The organism is Rhodococcus sp. PSi06, from assembly GCF_054960675.1.
On record NZ_JBHNYO010000008.1, the window covers coordinates 112,682 to 128,295 of the forward strand.

Below are 15,614 nucleotides of genomic sequence, written 5' to 3' on the forward strand. Positions count from 1 at the left end.
GCTAGGCTGCCCAGTCATGCCTCGTCTTTCTTCGTTCGACAACCGCTCGACCTGTCCCCTGAGAGGGGTCGGCTTCGCGCGCCGTCGCCGGTACGCGCTCGCCGGCGCACTGTCCTTGGCCTTGGTCGCCCTGGTCGGTTGCTCGAGCGCCACCACGGAACCGTCGGATCCGGCCGAGGCTGCGAGCACCAGAACGGTGCAGGACTACTTCGGTCAGGTCGAGGTTCCCGCCGAGCCGACACGAGTTGTCGCCGCCGACCCGATATCTCTGGCACTGATGCTTTCGCTCGACGCGAAGCCGGTCGCGGCGTCGTTCAATCCGCTGGCACTGCCCGCCCACGTCGACCAACGCGCCGCCGATATCGAGAATATTGCCGGCGAGGGTGGTGGATTCGATCCGAACGTCGAAGCAATCCTGGCTCAGGATCCGGACCTGATCGTCGTGGTCGCCGGCTACGACGGCGAAGGCGAGAAGGCCTGGAACAAGGAGATCTACGACAAGCTCGAGGCCAGTGGAGTACCGACCTTCGGGTTCGCGTACAACGACGGGGTGTCGCTCGAGGATGTGTCCAACGGCGTTACCGCCGTGGGAGAGGCGTTGGGGAACCAGGCGAAGGCATCGGATTCGATCCAGGGCCTGGGCGATCGAATGGCCGCGTTGAAACAGCGCGTCGCCGATGCAGGGCTCGCCGACAAGCCCGTCTCGGCCGTGCGTCTGAGTGAGCGAGGCGAGTATTCGATTCGGGTCGGAACCGGAGAGAGCATCGCCTTCCGTGGGTTGGGAATGGCGCAGCCGGAGGGTCAGCAGGATCCGAGTGTGTTCCGCATCGATATCACGGACGAAACACTGAACATTCTGGCGTACGCCGACACCGTGTTCGTCTACACGGACGAGGGGGCAACGGCCGAACGAGACGCGATCAGCAGCGCACCGCTGTGGTCGACACTGCCTGCTGTACAGCAGGATCGGGTGCATTGGGTGTCGGCAAGCGCGTGGAACTCGTCCGATCCCATCGGCCTCGGCCTGATCCTCGACGACATCGAAACGTTGTTCGTCGAGCCGGCCGAGCAGAGCTGACGCCTCGTCATGGCCGGCCGACGTGATGAGGGCGGATACCTCACCGCACGAGTGGTCGAGTCGATTCGATTGTCGCCGTCGCTGATTCGTGTCGTGTTCGATTGTTCCGATGCGCGTGGGTTCGAGTCGAGCGGTGTGCCCGACGAGATAGTGCACCTGTACTTCCCCGCAGACGGAGAGACTGCACCGCCCGAGATGACCCGTCGCAACGGAGTTCTCGCTCATCATGACGGCGTGGGTCGTGAGTGCCGCAATTACACCGTCAGGCGTTGGGACGGGGACCGGATCACGATCGACTTCGTGGATCATGTCGGCGGGGTGGCCGCGGACTGGGCCCGCTCGGCCGAACCGGGTACGGCGCTGGGGATGTGGGGAACTCGGTCGTGGTACGAGCCGCCCGCCGATGCGGAGTGGATGTTGTTCATCGCCGATCTACCAGGTCTACCGGCCCTCTGCCGTGCACTCGAGCAGTTGCCGGCCGGCCTGCGAGCACACGCGATCATCGAGGTGGCTCACGACGGCGACGTGCTGGACGTTCGGTCGGCGGCCTCGGTGACGATGGACTGGCGGGTGGCCGGAAACGGCCGCGCCCCTTCTGCATTGCCCGATGCCGTTCGCGCGTACGAGATACCGGCGGGCAGCGGTTACGTCTGGTTCGGCGGGGAAGCCTCGGCAGGCAGAGCTGTGCGCAAGTACATGCGCGGTGACGTCGGCATACCCGCGAAGCGACTGGCCATCGTCGGCTACTGGCGTGACGACAAAGAGCCATGGCTCGAGCGCTACGAACGCGTCGCCGATTTATTGATAGACGATTACGAGCGAATCGCGGCCACCGGAATGGGTGAGGCCGAGGCCGAGCTCCACTGGGACGAAATTCTCGAGCGCGCCGGTTTGTAGCACCGCGGACGGGAGTCAGGGCGTTCGATCGTACGAATCGAGGACCCGAAACAGTGCGTCGCGCAATGCGGTTCGATTACCGCCCGGTGTGGGCCTGGCGATCTCGTGCAGGGTGTAGCCGTCGATCAAAGCCAGGAAATGTCGAGCCGGTAGATGTGGTTCCGGTATGCCGAATGCCCCGAGTGCGGCCTCGGCCGCCTCCTCGATCATCCGCATGATTCGGTGCACTGAATCCGCCAGCTCGGGCCGTCTGCGCACGGCAAGGTACGCCTCGAACTGGACGAGGGAGTCGTCGTCCTCGGGGGAGGACAGCAGCGAGACCAGGTCCATGATCGCGTCGGCGAGATCGTCGCGAGTGAGCCCACCGGCGTGGGCAACGTCGAGTAGAGCGGTGACCTTTGCCGTCACGTTCTCGGCGATGCGGGTGATCGCTGCGTCGATCAGTTCACCGACCGAGCCGAAGAAATAGCTGGTGGTCGACGGCGGGAAGCCGGCGGCGTCGGCTACGGACCGAAACGAGACGCGTTCGAGTCCGCGTGTTCCGATCACGCCGATGGCGGCGTCGACCAGGGCGTCACGGCGCTCCTGGCCACGTGCGTATCGCGTCTTCCGGCGCTCGTCGGTCATTGCTACAACGTAGCGGGGATGCTCTCGCCGACCGCGATCGCAATGCTGCCCAGCAGGCACTTTCGGTGAAATCTGGCCTATCGGCCAATATTCAGTTACTGTCGCCGCTACATCGAGCAGCCAGGAAAGGGGCACCTATGACCGACATTTCGGAAGCCTCGCGTGTGGACGTGGTGGTCGTCGGCGCAGGACTCGCCGGTCTGACCGCAGCGAGGGAACTGACGGCAGCGGGCCTGACCGTCCAGGTTCTGGAAGCCCGAGATCGGGTGGGCGGGAGGACGGTCAACCATACGATCGGCGGAGACTCCGTGGTGGAGGCCGGTGGGCAGTTCGTCGGCCCGACGCAGGACCATATCCTTCGCCTTGCCGCCTCGGTCGGCGTCGCCACGTTTCCCGCCCACGACATCGGATCGAGCATCTACATCAAGAACGGACGCGCCCGACGCTTCGACGGCGGGGTCCCGCCGGACCTGGCGGCACTTCCGGACGTCGGGATGCTGGTGGCGCGAATCGATCGGGCCGCCGGGCAGATTCCCGTGCACAGGCCGTGGGCGGCACCCCGTGCGATCGAGTGGGACACCCAGACTCTCGCCACCTGGGCCCGGAGGCACGCGGCCACCGACGGTGGAGTGGAGCTACTCGACATCCTGCTCGGTTCGGTGTTCGGTGGCACATCTGCCGACGTGTCGGCGCTCTTCGGCCTGGCGTACATCGCCGGGGCGGGCAACGAGTACACCCCCGGCACCGTCGACCGGTTGATGAGTGTCGCTGGGGGAGCGCAGCAGTGGCGGTTTCTCGGTGGCTCGCAGGCGATCTGCATGGAAATGGCGTCGCGACTCGGTGATTCGGTCCGCCTCGATACTCCCGTGCGCCGCGTGGAGCAGTATCCGGATCGCGTGGTGGTGCACAGTGATACCGAATCGTGGGTGGCCCGATCGGTCGTCGTCGCGATTCCTCCGGTTCTGGCCGTCCGAATCGACTGGAGCCCTGCGCTGCCCGCGCCTCAAGAAGCACTGTTCCAGCGGATGAACTTCGGCGGATTGGCCAAGTGTGAGGCCGTGTATCCCGAACCGTTCTGGCGGGCGAGCGGGTTGTCAGGACAGGCGCTTTTCCGTGACAGCGACGTGCCGGTGTCCTCGATGTTCGACAACTCGCCTCCCGACGGAAGTCAGGGCGTGCTGATGGGATTCGTCGGTACTTGGGGCGCACGCTATCGAGGAGGTCGAAACTGGTCCGAGGGCAATGAATCCGAGCGACGTGGTGAGGTTCTTCGGGCATTCGCGTCCGCGGTCGGGCCGCGTGCACTGGAACCGACCGAATGGATCGAACTGGACTGGACCCGCGAGCAATGGACGTTGGGTGGGCCCACCGCGGTGTTGACTCCCGGCGTCTTGACCGGGCTTGGCCGGTGGCGCGACGCCGCGTTCGGCCGGGTGCGGTGGGCCGGTGCCGAACACTCCGACTATTGGAACGGATACATGGACGGTGCCGTGCGATCGGGTGAAAAGGCCGCAGCAGAAATACTTTCGACCGAAGGAGAACTCTCGTGGAACAACGCTTCGTAGTCTCGGCCCATCGCACGCTGTCGGTGAGCCCGGAGGAGGTCTGGGCGCTGACCAGTGACACCAGTCGCTACGCGGAGTGGGTCACCGACGTTCGGGCCGTCACCACGCATCACGGCACCGCGCGCACGGGCGGTGTCTACACCGAGGAGTTGGCGACGCTCGGTCGCTTCACCAGTCACGCTACATGGACGGTTCGGCACCTGGAACCGAACCGACTGCGGATCGATTCGGGCGAAGGATTCGCCCCTCTAGCCAACGTGACCAACGTATTTCGGTTCGCACCGCTCAGTGGCGCAACCTCCACCGCGATGACCTTCGAGTTCTGGTTCGATGTGGCTCCGGGCTGGCTGGGACGTATTGTCCGGCCGATCGCGACCGCCGGGATGTCCGCACGATTCGACGTCTCGATGTGCAACCTCGAGGCGCTGATCCTTTCCGAGCGAACCGCGTCGATCCGATGAGAGAACCCGCGGAAGTCCTCACTCTCGGGGTGCACGTACTCGACACTCTGGTTCGTCCGGTGACCGAGATACCCGACGGTCAGCAGGCCGTACTGGCGGAGCAGATCGCGATGTCGGCCGCGGGCACCGCCGCGGGAACGGCGCTGGTGCTGTCCCGACTGGGTGCTGCGGTACACACCGCGGGAGTCGTCGGTAATGATTCGGCAGGCGCGTTTCTCCTGCAGCTTCTCGCCGACGACGGAGTGGACGTCTCCCTGGTGCATCGGATGGGCGGGGTGCAGACGTCGGCGTCGGTGTTACCGATTCGCCCGGATGGCTCGCGACCGGCCTTGCATGTGATCGGGGCCAATGGCTATCTGTCTCAGCATGTTCCGTGGAACATGTTTCACAACGTCGATTTCCTTCACCTCGGCGGACCCGAGTTCTTCGGACCGGACACCGCGCGCGACATCGTGCGCCGCGCCCATGAGGACGGCGTCGTCGTCACCGTCGACAGCCTGGCACCGTCCGTTCCCGAGGGACTCGGTGCGTTCGCACCCGCGCTGCCGTACGTCGACTACCTACTGCCGAACGACGAGCAGGTCCTCGGCTGGACCGGCTGTGCGACCCTCGAGGAGGGGTGCCGTCAACTGCTCGAACTGGGTGCGTCCTGCGTCGTTGCCACTGCCGGTGCGTCGCCCACCCTCGTCGTCACGGCCGAGGAAGTCGTCGAGGTCCCCGCGTATTCCGTCGACGTGGTGGACACCAGTGGATGCGGAGATGCGTTCTCGGCGGGCTTCGTTCGTGGCCTGTCCCTGAGCATGAGCGTCGTTGAGTCAGCGGAACTGGGCAATGCGACCGCGGCGCAAGTGGCGCAGGGTCTCGGCACAGATTTCGGCACCTATGACCTCGACTTCGTTCGGAAGTTCGCACGCACGTGCAGGACCATCTGATGCCGGCCGACACCGGCGAACTCCGGGAGTCCGTCGCGGCGATCGCCCGGCAGCTGGGCCGACGGGGTCTGGTTCTCGGAACTGCCGGCAACGTCAGCGCACGTGTGGGTGATGTGGTGGCGGTGACGGCGACCGGTCTGCGGCTGGCCGACGCCACGATCGAGGACATCACGCTCGTCGGGATGGACGGCGTCGTGCGCGCAGGTGCGAGTGAACCGACATCGGAACTGGGCCTGCACCTGGGCATCTACGCGTCGTCCGAGGTTCGGGCGGTGGTTCACGCGCATTCCTCGGCCGCCGTTGCCGTTTCCCTCGTCGCGGACGAATTGCCGCCCGTGCATTACGCGCAGCTGGCACTCGGCGGCAGGGTCCCGGTGGTGCCGTTCGCGCCGTTCGGTACCGCCGAGCTCGCGGACGCGGTGGTGGCGGCGCTGCGTTCGAGGTCGGCGGTGATCATGGCCCACCACGGGTCGGTGACCACCGGACACGATCTCGGTTCGGCGCTGTCGAACATCGAACTGCTCGAATGGCTTTGCGGGGTATACCTATCGGCCGCGTCGGTGGCACGCCCGCGTGCTCTGACCGACGAACAACTCGATGCGACGCTCAACGAGGTGGTGCGTCGAAACTATGGAACCCCGGCACCTGCGCGCACAGACTGACCGAGCGAAGAGGTGACGACAGCCCTGCCGAACTCGAAGTTATGGATGATTCTCGGCTGGAATATGTCCATAACGTCGAGTTCGGCAAGAATCAGGACTCGAGCCAGGCTGCGAAGGTAGTAGTGGACAGCTCGGCCCCATCGCCTGGAACCAGCTCGCGGTCGTGCAACAGTGTGCCGAAGTACTGAGCCTGATCGTCGGCGACGACGGTTCTGCTGTCGCCGCGTGCCTTCAATCCTCGCTCCACGAATTCGTTGAGCCCGAACGCTTCCGGGCCGCCGATTTCGATCGTCTCGTTGCGCGGTGCCTCGAGCGCGACACGAGCGACAACGGTCGACACGTCGTGTGCCGCGATCGGCTGGACGAGACCCGAGCTCAACCGGACTTCGTCGCCCGTCGTCGCGCCCTGTGCGATGGCGGAGAAGAACTCGAAGAACTGCGTTGCGCGCACGAGGGTGTACGGAACCGACGATGCGCGAATCAGGTTCTCTTGGGCCACCTTTGCGCGTAGATAGCCGCTGGCGGGCAAACGGTCGTTGCCGACCACGGACAGTGCAACGTGGTGCTGCACGCCCGCACTCGCTTCGGCTGCGAGGATGTTGGTGGTCGCGCGTGTGAAGAAATCCAACACGGCCGCGTCCTCGAACGAGGGTGAGTTGGACACGTCGACCACGACACTCGCACCGACGAGGACATCGGCCAGGCCCTCACCGGTCAGAGTATTCACACCGGACTTGGGCGACGCCGCTATCGCATCGTGACCGTGCTCGGTCAACATGGTCACAACCGCCGAACCTATGAGGCCGGTTCCGCCGATGACAACGATCTTCATGAGAATCCTCTCTTTGCCGCAGGAAGGGAGCCCGCGAGACGAGCCGGTCAACTCTTGTTTGCTGCCGGTCACAGTGTTGACAGGACAGCGCTCCGATCTGTGACACCTAGCGCGACAGCGCGTTCAGCTTGTCCGGATTCATCACCCACAGGACGGTGCCGATGCCGTGCTCGGATGCGTCGATGGTCATCAGCGTGGTCACCGTCGACTCACGCACGATCAGTACGGCAGCCTTTCCGTTGACCTCGGTGAACGACGTCGTGGCTCCCGTCCAGAAGTGCGAGGAGAACGCCGCGACGAATGCGGCGACTCGGCTGCGTCCGACAATCGGTATTCGGGCTGCAGCCTTCACCTTGCCGCCGCCGTCGGACAAGCTCACCACGTCGTGCGCCAGGATCTTCTCCAGAGCGGCCAGGTCACCTTCCTTGGCTGCGGCGAGAAAGGCGTCGAGCAGTCGACGATGGCGGTCGGAGTCGACAGGCGTCGGACGTGCGTCGGCCAGGTGCTTGCGGGCACGCGTCACCAGTTGACGCGCGTTGGCTTCGGTCGTCTCCACTATGTCGGCAATCTGGCCGTACGGATAGTCGAATGCTTCCCGGAGAACGTAGGCGGCTCGCTCACGGGCCGGAAGCCGTTCCAGCACAACGAGAACAGCGAGCTCGACCGTGGCGTCGTTGTCTGCCACCGTCGCCGGATCGGCTCGGGTGTCGATCGGTTCGGGCAGCCAGGGGCCGACGTACGACTCCCGCCGCACCCGCGCCGACTGCGTGACGTTGATGGCCAAGCGTGTCGTGACGGTGGTGAGGAAGGCGAGTGAATTACGGACGGTGGTGCGGTCGGTGGCGTGCCACTTCAGCCAGACGTCCTGCACCACATCCTCGGCCTCGGCGGCGCTGCCCAGCATGCGATAGGCAATCCCGAACAATCGCGGGCGAGCCAGCTCGAATGCAGCGGTGCCGTCGTCGGTCATCGGCGTGGTCTCACTCTCTGTCTCGTGGGGACACTATCGTCCATGAGGTGGCTGGTAATGCTCGAGACCCCGGAGTCTCGGTGGCCGCGCGGCTGCTGGCCTTGCTCGGTGTGTTCGATGAGACGACCCCTGCACTGACACTGACCGAACTGGCCGACGGTGCCGGTCTGCCCATTGCCACAGCGCATCGGATGGTGCGCGAACTGGTGGAATGGGGCGCACTCGTTCGCGCAGAGGACGGTCGCTACGTCGTCGGTCGGCGGTTGTGGAAACTGGGCATGCTCGCCCCCGATCAGTCCGATCTTCGCGACATCGCGTCACCGTTTCTGCACGACATCTATGGAGCCACGCTCGCGACCGTGCACCTGGCCATCCGCGACGGGGACGAGGTCCTCTATCTCGACCGGTTGGCCGGCCACGCATCGGTTCCGGCAGTCAGTCGCGTCGGTGCTCGGCTGCCCCTGCACGCCACCGGCGTCGGCAAGGTGTTGCTGGCGTACGCGCCGAGGGATGTACAGGAGCGAGTCATGCACTCGCTGAATCGCATCACCGCGTACACGGTGACTCAGCCCGGTCAACTCGAGAACGAACTGCGCCGAGTGCGTCGCGAGGGCTTTGCGCAGACGGTCGAGGAGATGACCCTCGGTGCGTGTTCGGTGGCGGTGCCCGTGCGTGCCGGTGAAGACCGCGTGGTTGCCGCTCTGGGAATCGTGGTCCCGAAGCTGGGCCGCGATCGGGTGAAACTGGTTGCTGCGCTCGCTGTTGCGGCCCGCGGGATCGGACGAAGTCTGGGCGCATAGTTCAACCCTTCCACTCAGTGGAAGGAAAGCCTTGTAAGGGTCGAGATCCCAGGGTCTACTTCCCGCATGCGTACACAGGTTGCCATCATCGGTGCAGGGCCCGCGGGTCTGTTGCTGTCCCACCTGCTCGGCGAGCAGGGAATCGACTCGATCCTGATCGAGTCACGTACCCAGGTATACGTGCTGTCTCGAATTCGAGCCGGAATTCTCGAGCACTCCACGGTTCAGTTGCTCGACGAACACGGACTCGGTGAGCGACTGCACCGCGAGGGCCACGAGCACCGGGGCATCTACCTGCAGTGGCCGGAAGAGCGGCACCACATCGACTTTCGTGAACTGGTCGATCGGACCGTCTGGGTGTACGGGCAGACGGAGGTCACCAAGGATCTCGTGGCAGCACGCGAAAAGGCCGGCCAGCAGATCTACTACGACGTCTCCGACACGGCATTGCACGACGTCGAATCGGACGCACCGTACGTCACCTTCACCGACGCGTCGGGCAATGCGATGCGCATCGACGCGAATGTCATTGCCGGATGCGACGGTTCGTTCGGGCCGAGCCGGGCTGCCATGCCCGATGCGGTGCGTAATACCTGGGAACGTACATACCCCTTCTCCTGGCTCGGTGTGCTCGCGGACGTCGCACCCTCGACCGACGAACTGATCTACGCCTGGCATCAGGACGGATTCGCGATGCACTCGATGCGGTCGTCGACGGTCAGTCGGCTCTACCTGCAGGTGCCGAACGGCACCGACATCGACACGTGGTCCGACGACCGCATCTGGGATGCCTTGGCGGTACGCCTCGGACACGGCCAGGACGGATGGGAGCTGACACCAGGCCCCATCACCGAGAAGAGCGTGCTGCCGATGCGCAGTTACGTGCAGACCCCGATGCGGCACGGAAATCTATTCCTGGCGGGGGATGCCGCGCACATCGTGCCGCCGACCGGAGCGAAGGGCCTCAACCTTGCTGTCGCCGATGTCGCTATGCTCGCACCGGCTATGGCGCAGAAGCTGAAGGGCAACGATTCCCGAGCGGCCGACAGCTACAGCGACACCGCACTTCGACGCGTCTGGCGTTGCACCCACTTCTCGTGGTGGATGACGACAATGCTGCACATCGGCGACGACCCCTTCGACGCGCAACTGCAGCTCTCCCAGCTGAAGTGGGTGGCGTCCAGCGAAGCGGGTGCCATGGGACTGGCGGAGAACTACGCCGGTCTGCCGATCGGGTTCTGACGTAGTGCGCTGCCGAACTCGAAGTTATGGACGCAATCTGCCCGCAATTCATCCACAACTTCGAGTTCGGCGGTCCAGCACGTAGGTGACGGCGACGCCGGCGACCAGTCCCCAGAACGGAGCCCCGAGGCCCCCGACGTCGATGCCCGAGATGGTGACCAGCAACGTGATCAGGGGCGCGAGCACCGGGCGGCCGGTCGAGTCGGAGAACGCAGCAGTGAAGGCACCGCGCAGCGCCTCGAGCATGGCCAGACCTGCGAGGGCGGCAATGAATGTTGCGGGTACCACGGCCACGCCACGTACCAGCAGTGGTGCCAGGAGACCCACCACGACGGCCAGTGCGCCGCAGGTCATTCCGGCCGTGTACTGCCGCGCCCGCTCACCGACGGCAACGAGCAAGGAGTTGGTGGGGCCGGCGAGACACGTCGATACCGCTCCCAGCGGAGCGACGAGAAGCGACCCGATCCCGCACGCGATCGTGACCACGGTCATCGGTGGTCGATGGCCCGCAGCAGTCAGTACCGCAGCACCCTGACCGTTCTGCACCGCGATCACCGTGATGGCGAGCGGTATCACCAACTGCGCCAGTGCCGCGCCACTGAACGTCGGCGCGACGAGCTCCGGCAGACCGATCAGAGGTAGCTCTGCCGCAGGGCCGCTCACTGGGGCGAAACCGCCTGTGACCACGAGCGCGGCGAGACCGGCAACCAATGCCGCGAGCACCGGCGGTATCCGTGTCGACCACCTACCAGATCGGGTCAGCGCAATCCATGCCACGACCATGGCACCTGCCACGATCACGTTGGACGAAACAGACTGCACCAGTCCGGTTCCGAACGACAGGAATGCGCCGGCGACCATCGCCATCACGACGCTGTGCGGCAGGAAAGCCATCAGTTTCGTGACCATCCCGGTGGCTCCCAGAACGATGATGAGGGCTCCGGTAGCGAGGTAGGCCCCGACGACTTCCGGCCAGGTCAGCGTGGCCAACGACTGACCGACCAGAACAGTGCCCGGAATCGTCCAGAAGAAGCTCAGCGGCATCCGGTAGACCCAGCTCGTCAGCACGGTGAGGATGCCGTTGAGCACGAACACCCCGAAGACCCACGACGCGGTCTGCTCGGCAGTGAGTGAACCCGCTGCCGCGGCTCCCATAATGACTGCAACCGGCCCGGTTGCACTGAAGAGCACGCCGGTGGCCCCTGCTCCGACGTACTGCCCGCCGAAGTCGGCGCGCAGATCACGCAGACTCGGCGGGCGATGCTCCGGGAGTTGACTCGACGTCGCGCTCTCGTAAGTATCTGTCATTCAGCCACTTTCATCGGTTCGCTGGATACTGGATCGGACTGGCGCAGGGCCCGAACAGCGGGGACGGCGGTGGTGACGAGAGCGCCGAGCAGCGCTACGACGGCAAAGATGTAGAACGCGGTGGACGACGCGATGCCGGCTCCGAGCAGGATTCCGCCGAGCAGCGGTCCGAGTATGCCGCCGAGCCGGCCGAATCCGGCGCACCAGGCAACGCCGGCCGCGCGAGCGGTGGTGGGGTAGTAGTTGGAGACGAATCCGTAGATCAGCACCTGGGTTCCGATGGCACCGATGCCGGCACCGGCCACGGCGACGAGTAGAACTCCGATCGGGAAGTTCAGCGTGAGCAGTACCAACGACAGCGCGGCGAGGCAGAACGTGACCGCGATGACGCGTTGGGGTCCGGTACGGTCCGCGATGCGCGATGCGATCAAACCACCCACGATGGCACCGCCGTTGAGCACCAACAAGAACGACAGTGATCCCTTGGCGTTGTAGCCGGCCTCGTACATGATCTGTGGCAGCCAGGTGTTGAGGCCGTAGGTCAGCAGCAGCCCGGAGAAACTCATGAGCCCGAGCAGGGCAGTCGGTCGTAGCAGCGGCTTGCGGGCCAATGCTGCGAATCCGACGCGGTCTCCGGCGACGACCGGTTCGGCTTCCGGCATCGGAATGCCGGTCCGTGCGCAGATCTTCTGTGCGTCGGCGACTCGTCCGTGCGCGAGAAGCCACCGCGGTGACTCCGGCATCCGAAGCAGGGCCAGCGGCAGCAGGACGAACAGTGGCAGCGCACCCAGCCAGAACAGTCCGCGCCAACCGATGGAATCCTGCAGGCTGATCGCGGCCAAGGATGCCAGCACACCGCCGGCCGGAATTCCGCTGTAGACGATGGCGTTGAACAGGTTTCGCCGTCCGGGGGGTGCGAATTCGGCAATCATCGCTCCGACGGTGGCGACGAGGCCGCCGACCCCGATACCGGTCAGGAACCGCAGAACGCCGAACATCGTGACGTTCTGTGCGAGGGCGGTGGCCCCCATTCCGATCGAGAACCAGACGATGCACGTCAACATCGTTCTGCGACGACCGATTCGATCACCGAAGGCTCCGGCGGTCAGAGCGCCGACCATGACCCCGATCAGTGCGTAGGAACCCAGCGCACCTGCGGTTTCGGGATCCAGCGCACCCAACTGAGCAGAATCGGCAAGCAGAGTCGGTAGTACGGTGCCGTAGACGACGAGGTCGTAGCCGTCGAAAACGATTGCTGCCGTGGACAGTGCGACGATCCACAACACGCTGCGGCGGTGTCGGTCACTGGCCCAACTGGTGTTGGCGGTGTAGTCCGGGGCATTCATCGGGGATCCTTTTCGGTCAGGGAATACCGCTTCGAGGGACGAATCGGCGCTGACGGCCGGGCGGGTCGACTTACTGTCCCAGGTTGTGTGCTGAGTCACACCAGGGCTTTGCCTAGTGCTTACCTCGGCATTGCGAAAGCCGGCGCGTTTCGATCAGGTTGTGGAGCCGTCGTCGGTGGTTCGCGCCGCGGCCAGCTCGGCTCTCGAACGGACACCCATTTTCGCGTACACCCGGGTCAGGTGAAACTGAACCGTCTTGACCGAGAGGAACAATTCGGCCGCCACCTCACGATTGGTCATGCCGGTGGCGACCAGGCTCGAGACGGCGTCCTCCTGCGGGGTCAGTGCATCGTGCGCTCTGTCCTTCAGAACTGCATGCACGCCACCGGCTTTGAGTTCACGGTCGCACCGCCGTACGTACGTGGTGGCCCCCAGCGCCAGATAGCCTTCACGGGCCGCACTGACGACGGCATCGGCCTCGCGTCGCTTACCGGCTCTACGCAGGGTCTGTCCGTAGGCATAGTTGACCCGGGCGCGGTCGTACGTCAACGGCAGTGGTGCCAACGAAGCGAGTGCATCCTCGAATGATGCTCGGGCAGAATCGAGATCGCCCATTGCGCCGTGCAACCGACCACGAGCACAGGCAAGGCGTGCGCGTGCGGACCGATGCCCACGATCGCGCACTCTCGCCTCGTGCGGACTCAGGAACTCGTCCGCCTCGTGGAGTCGGCCTTCGACTATAAGCGCATTGGCGTACACATCGGGCCACGCCCAGAAGCCGGGTTCGGATACGTCTGCCTGAGCCCACTGCTCGGTCAACGGGGCCAGTGCGCGCAGGACCCCGGCGTAGTCGGCTCGAGCCTCCGCGATGGCTGCCCGACCGAGAGCGGTTGGTACCCGCATGATCTCGTAGTCACGCGCACCGGAGTCGCCTCGGTGTGCGCTGGTGGCTGCGGCCTCCCAGTCGCCGCGGAGCGCGTGTATCTGCGTCGCGGTCCATTGGAGCAGCGGAACGATCAATGCGGCACCGGAGCGGTCGGCGAGGTCGGAACCGGCTCCTACCAACCGAAGCGCCGCATCCCACTCACCGGTGACGAAATATGTGCGCGCCAGCCAACCGTGGGCCCACAACGAGATTCGCGTGGAACCGCCGAGAAAGTCGGTCGGTGCGGCGGCTTCGAGTTCCGAGCGCGCGAGGTCGATGTGGTCCGTTGCGAAGTGGAGCCAGCCTGCACCCATCTGCACCCGTTGTCCGACGGCCCCGGTACTGGCGTGACCCCACAGGTCTCGGTAGCTGGTCAGTGCTTCTGCCACACGGCCCGTGCCGGCCAGGCCGAGACCCCGAATGGACTGGGCTTCCACTGCGGTCGCGTGGTCTGCTCCGACCAGTTCGACTGCGCGATCGGCCCACATCACGAGGTTGGCACCGTCGCACCGGGCCAGATTGTGCAGTACCTGCCGATGACAGATCACGGCTGCGACCTCGGGGTCGTGCCGCGTCCGTACCAGCTGCCATGCCCGAGTGAGCCGAGCGTCGGCCTCGTTGGGGCGGCCGCGCAGAATAGCCAGATAGCCGAGTACTGCATTGCGAGTGGGGGTTTCCCGGAAACTCTCGATCTCGGCGATGTAGTCGGAGGCAGTCCGCATGTCCCCGGCACCGATGAGGGCATCCACCGCACGCACTAGCCGGTCCTCGCGCGCATGCGGGTCCTCGGTCGATCGACTCGACAGCAGATACAGCCGTGCTGCCGTGGCCCATTCGCCGATTCCTGCGCGCGTCGCCGCCAGTACGTCCAGGCGGTCCGATACCAGTGGATCGGGCAACGGCGACGCGTGAACCAGATGAGCGAGCTGATCGGCCGGGTCGGTCTCCGCTGCGGCAGCGGCTCGATGTACCTGCGCCCGCTCGACCCTGCTCATCGTCGCGAGCACCGCAGCGCGGACCATGGGATCGCGAACTTCGAGGATGGTCGCCGCGGAACTGCGTCGAACGGTCACCAGTGCCAGTTGTTCTGCGAGATCGACAGCAGGCCAGGGATCGTCGATGCCGGCGACCTCGCACACCGTGGTCAACGGCCTGCCGTCTTCGAGAACGGTGACGGCCGAGACCAGTGCCCGCGCGTCGTTTGTGCAGAGAGCCAGTGTGGTCCGAACGTGTGCCTCCACGAAGGCGGGCGCAGGTAGGTCGGGGCGAACACCCTTCCAGGTCTCGCGCGGCACCTCGTCCAGTAGCGCCGAGGCGTGTCGCGGACGTCCACCGGTGTGATGCGTCAGGTGAGCAGCCGCGGACGGAGACAGGATGACCCCCTGCAATGCGGCGAGCTCGGCAATCGCCGAGCTCGCCAGCGCCGGTACGGCCAGGGACATGTCTGCAGCGCGATCGAGAACCCGGTGCGATTCGATCGATCCGTCGGGCAACGATTTTCGCGTACAGACGACCATGAGTTTCGCGGCTCGGTGATGCCGAACGGCGGAGGCGAGAGCGCGCAGCGAGTCCGCGTCACAATCGTGTGCGTCGTCGATCAGCAGGATCGTCGTACCGTCCGTCGACAACGCGTCGGCGATGCGGTGTCCCCACTCGACCGGGTCCGTCCCTTCGTTCGACACTTCCGGGACGAGTTGCGTCACCAGGCCGAACGGCAGGTGCGTCTCCCACGGCACAGCACCCGCGCGGCGCACCACCGTGCGCACTCCCTCGCCGCCGACCGTCCGTTCCACTTCACGCAGAATCGACGATGCGCCGATGCCTGCCGGGCCGGTCAGCACCACGAAGATCGCCGAGCCGTCGAGTGCCCGGATCAGGACGTCCAGCAGTTCACCGCGGCCGATCAACGGTGAAGGGGACATGACGTCACCGTATCCGCGTCGCGCGGGTGCGTCCGCCGATCGAACCA

General features: G+C 65.3%; 14 protein-coding genes. 8 read left to right on the plus strand and 6 right to left on the minus strand.

From position 1 onward, the window contains the following. Positions 1–16: 16 nt before the first annotated feature. Positions 17–1,078: an ABC transporter substrate-binding protein gene (locus ACFI9K_RS12340; RefSeq protein WP_462663761.1), complete on the plus strand. Its 1,062-nt coding sequence runs from the start codon at positions 17–19 to the stop codon at positions 1,076–1,078. A 9-nt stretch (positions 1,079–1,087) separates the two neighbouring features. Next, positions 1,088–1,975, plus strand: a complete 888-nt coding sequence (locus ACFI9K_RS12345; RefSeq protein WP_462663762.1) for a siderophore-interacting protein — start codon at positions 1,088–1,090, stop codon at positions 1,973–1,975. Positions 1,976–1,990: 15 nt separating this feature from the next. On the opposite strand, the gene ACFI9K_RS12350 is transcribed toward ACFI9K_RS12345, so the two are convergent. Beyond that, positions 1,991–2,602 (minus strand): TetR/AcrR family transcriptional regulator, encoded by a 612-nt coding sequence (locus ACFI9K_RS12350; RefSeq protein ID WP_462663763.1) that lies wholly within the window; start codon positions 2,600–2,602, stop codon positions 1,991–1,993. A 137-nt stretch (positions 2,603–2,739) separates the two neighbouring features. Between ACFI9K_RS12350 and ACFI9K_RS12355 the strand changes: the two genes are divergently transcribed. The 4 genes from ACFI9K_RS12355 to ACFI9K_RS12370 are packed head-to-tail and all read left to right on the plus strand — an operon-like array spanning position 2,740 to position 6,222. Continuing rightward, entirely contained in the window at positions 2,740–4,167 is a 1,428-nt protein-coding gene (locus tag ACFI9K_RS12355) for a flavin monoamine oxidase family protein (protein WP_462663764.1), read from the plus strand. Then, entirely contained in the window at positions 4,149–4,628 is a 480-nt protein-coding gene (locus ACFI9K_RS12360; protein WP_462663765.1) for an SRPBCC family protein, read from the plus strand. Before ACFI9K_RS12355 ends, ACFI9K_RS12360 begins: the two co-directional genes overlap by 19 nt. Beyond that, positions 4,625–5,560 (plus strand): carbohydrate kinase family protein, encoded by a 936-nt coding sequence (locus ACFI9K_RS12365; RefSeq protein WP_462663766.1) that lies wholly within the window; start codon positions 4,625–4,627, stop codon positions 5,558–5,560. The genes ACFI9K_RS12360 and ACFI9K_RS12365 overlap by 4 nt, the downstream gene beginning before the upstream one ends. Continuing rightward, the gene (locus ACFI9K_RS12370) at positions 5,560–6,222 is read left to right on the plus strand and encodes a class II aldolase/adducin family protein (RefSeq protein WP_462663767.1); all 663 of its coding nucleotides are present in this window, start codon (positions 5,560–5,562) and stop codon (positions 6,220–6,222) included. The genes ACFI9K_RS12365 and ACFI9K_RS12370 overlap by 1 nt, the downstream gene beginning before the upstream one ends. A gap of 91 nt (positions 6,223–6,313) precedes the next feature. Here the strand turns inward: ACFI9K_RS12370 and ACFI9K_RS12375 are convergent, their stop codons facing one another. Together ACFI9K_RS12375 and ACFI9K_RS12380 are read right to left on the minus strand one after the other, a co-directional pair. Continuing rightward, the gene (locus ACFI9K_RS12375; protein ID WP_462663768.1) at positions 6,314–7,054 is read right to left on the minus strand and encodes an SDR family oxidoreductase; all 741 of its coding nucleotides are present in this window, start codon (positions 7,052–7,054) and stop codon (positions 6,314–6,316) included. A 106-nt stretch (positions 7,055–7,160) separates the two neighbouring features. Next, positions 7,161–8,024: an RNA polymerase sigma-70 factor gene (locus ACFI9K_RS12380; RefSeq protein ID WP_462663769.1), complete on the minus strand. Its 864-nt coding sequence runs from the start codon at positions 8,022–8,024 to the stop codon at positions 7,161–7,163. 47 nt (positions 8,025–8,071) lie between these two features. Between ACFI9K_RS12380 and ACFI9K_RS12385 the strand changes: the two genes are divergently transcribed. Further along, positions 8,072–8,824, plus strand: coding sequence for an IclR family transcriptional regulator (locus ACFI9K_RS12385; protein ID WP_462663770.1), 753 nt, complete (start codon positions 8,072–8,074; stop codon positions 8,822–8,824). A gap of 66 nt (positions 8,825–8,890) precedes the next feature. Beyond that, entirely contained in the window at positions 8,891–10,066 is a 1,176-nt protein-coding gene (locus tag ACFI9K_RS12390) for a 4-hydroxybenzoate 3-monooxygenase (protein ID WP_462663771.1), read from the plus strand. Between the two features lie 48 nt (positions 10,067–10,114). Here the strand turns inward: ACFI9K_RS12390 and ACFI9K_RS12395 are convergent, their stop codons facing one another. The 3 genes from ACFI9K_RS12395 to ACFI9K_RS12405 form a co-directional block, all read right to left on the minus strand. After that, positions 10,115–11,374, minus strand: a complete 1,260-nt coding sequence (locus tag ACFI9K_RS12395; RefSeq protein WP_462663772.1) for a benzoate/H(+) symporter BenE family transporter — start codon at positions 11,372–11,374, stop codon at positions 10,115–10,117. Continuing rightward, positions 11,371–12,720, minus strand: coding sequence for an MFS transporter (locus ACFI9K_RS12400; protein WP_462663773.1), 1,350 nt, complete (start codon positions 12,718–12,720; stop codon positions 11,371–11,373). Before ACFI9K_RS12400 ends, ACFI9K_RS12395 begins: the two co-directional genes overlap by 4 nt. 153 nt (positions 12,721–12,873) lie before the next feature. After that, positions 12,874–15,567, minus strand: coding sequence for a helix-turn-helix transcriptional regulator (locus ACFI9K_RS12405; RefSeq protein WP_462663774.1), 2,694 nt, complete (start codon positions 15,565–15,567; stop codon positions 12,874–12,876). Between the last annotated feature and the right edge of the window lie 47 nt (positions 15,568–15,614).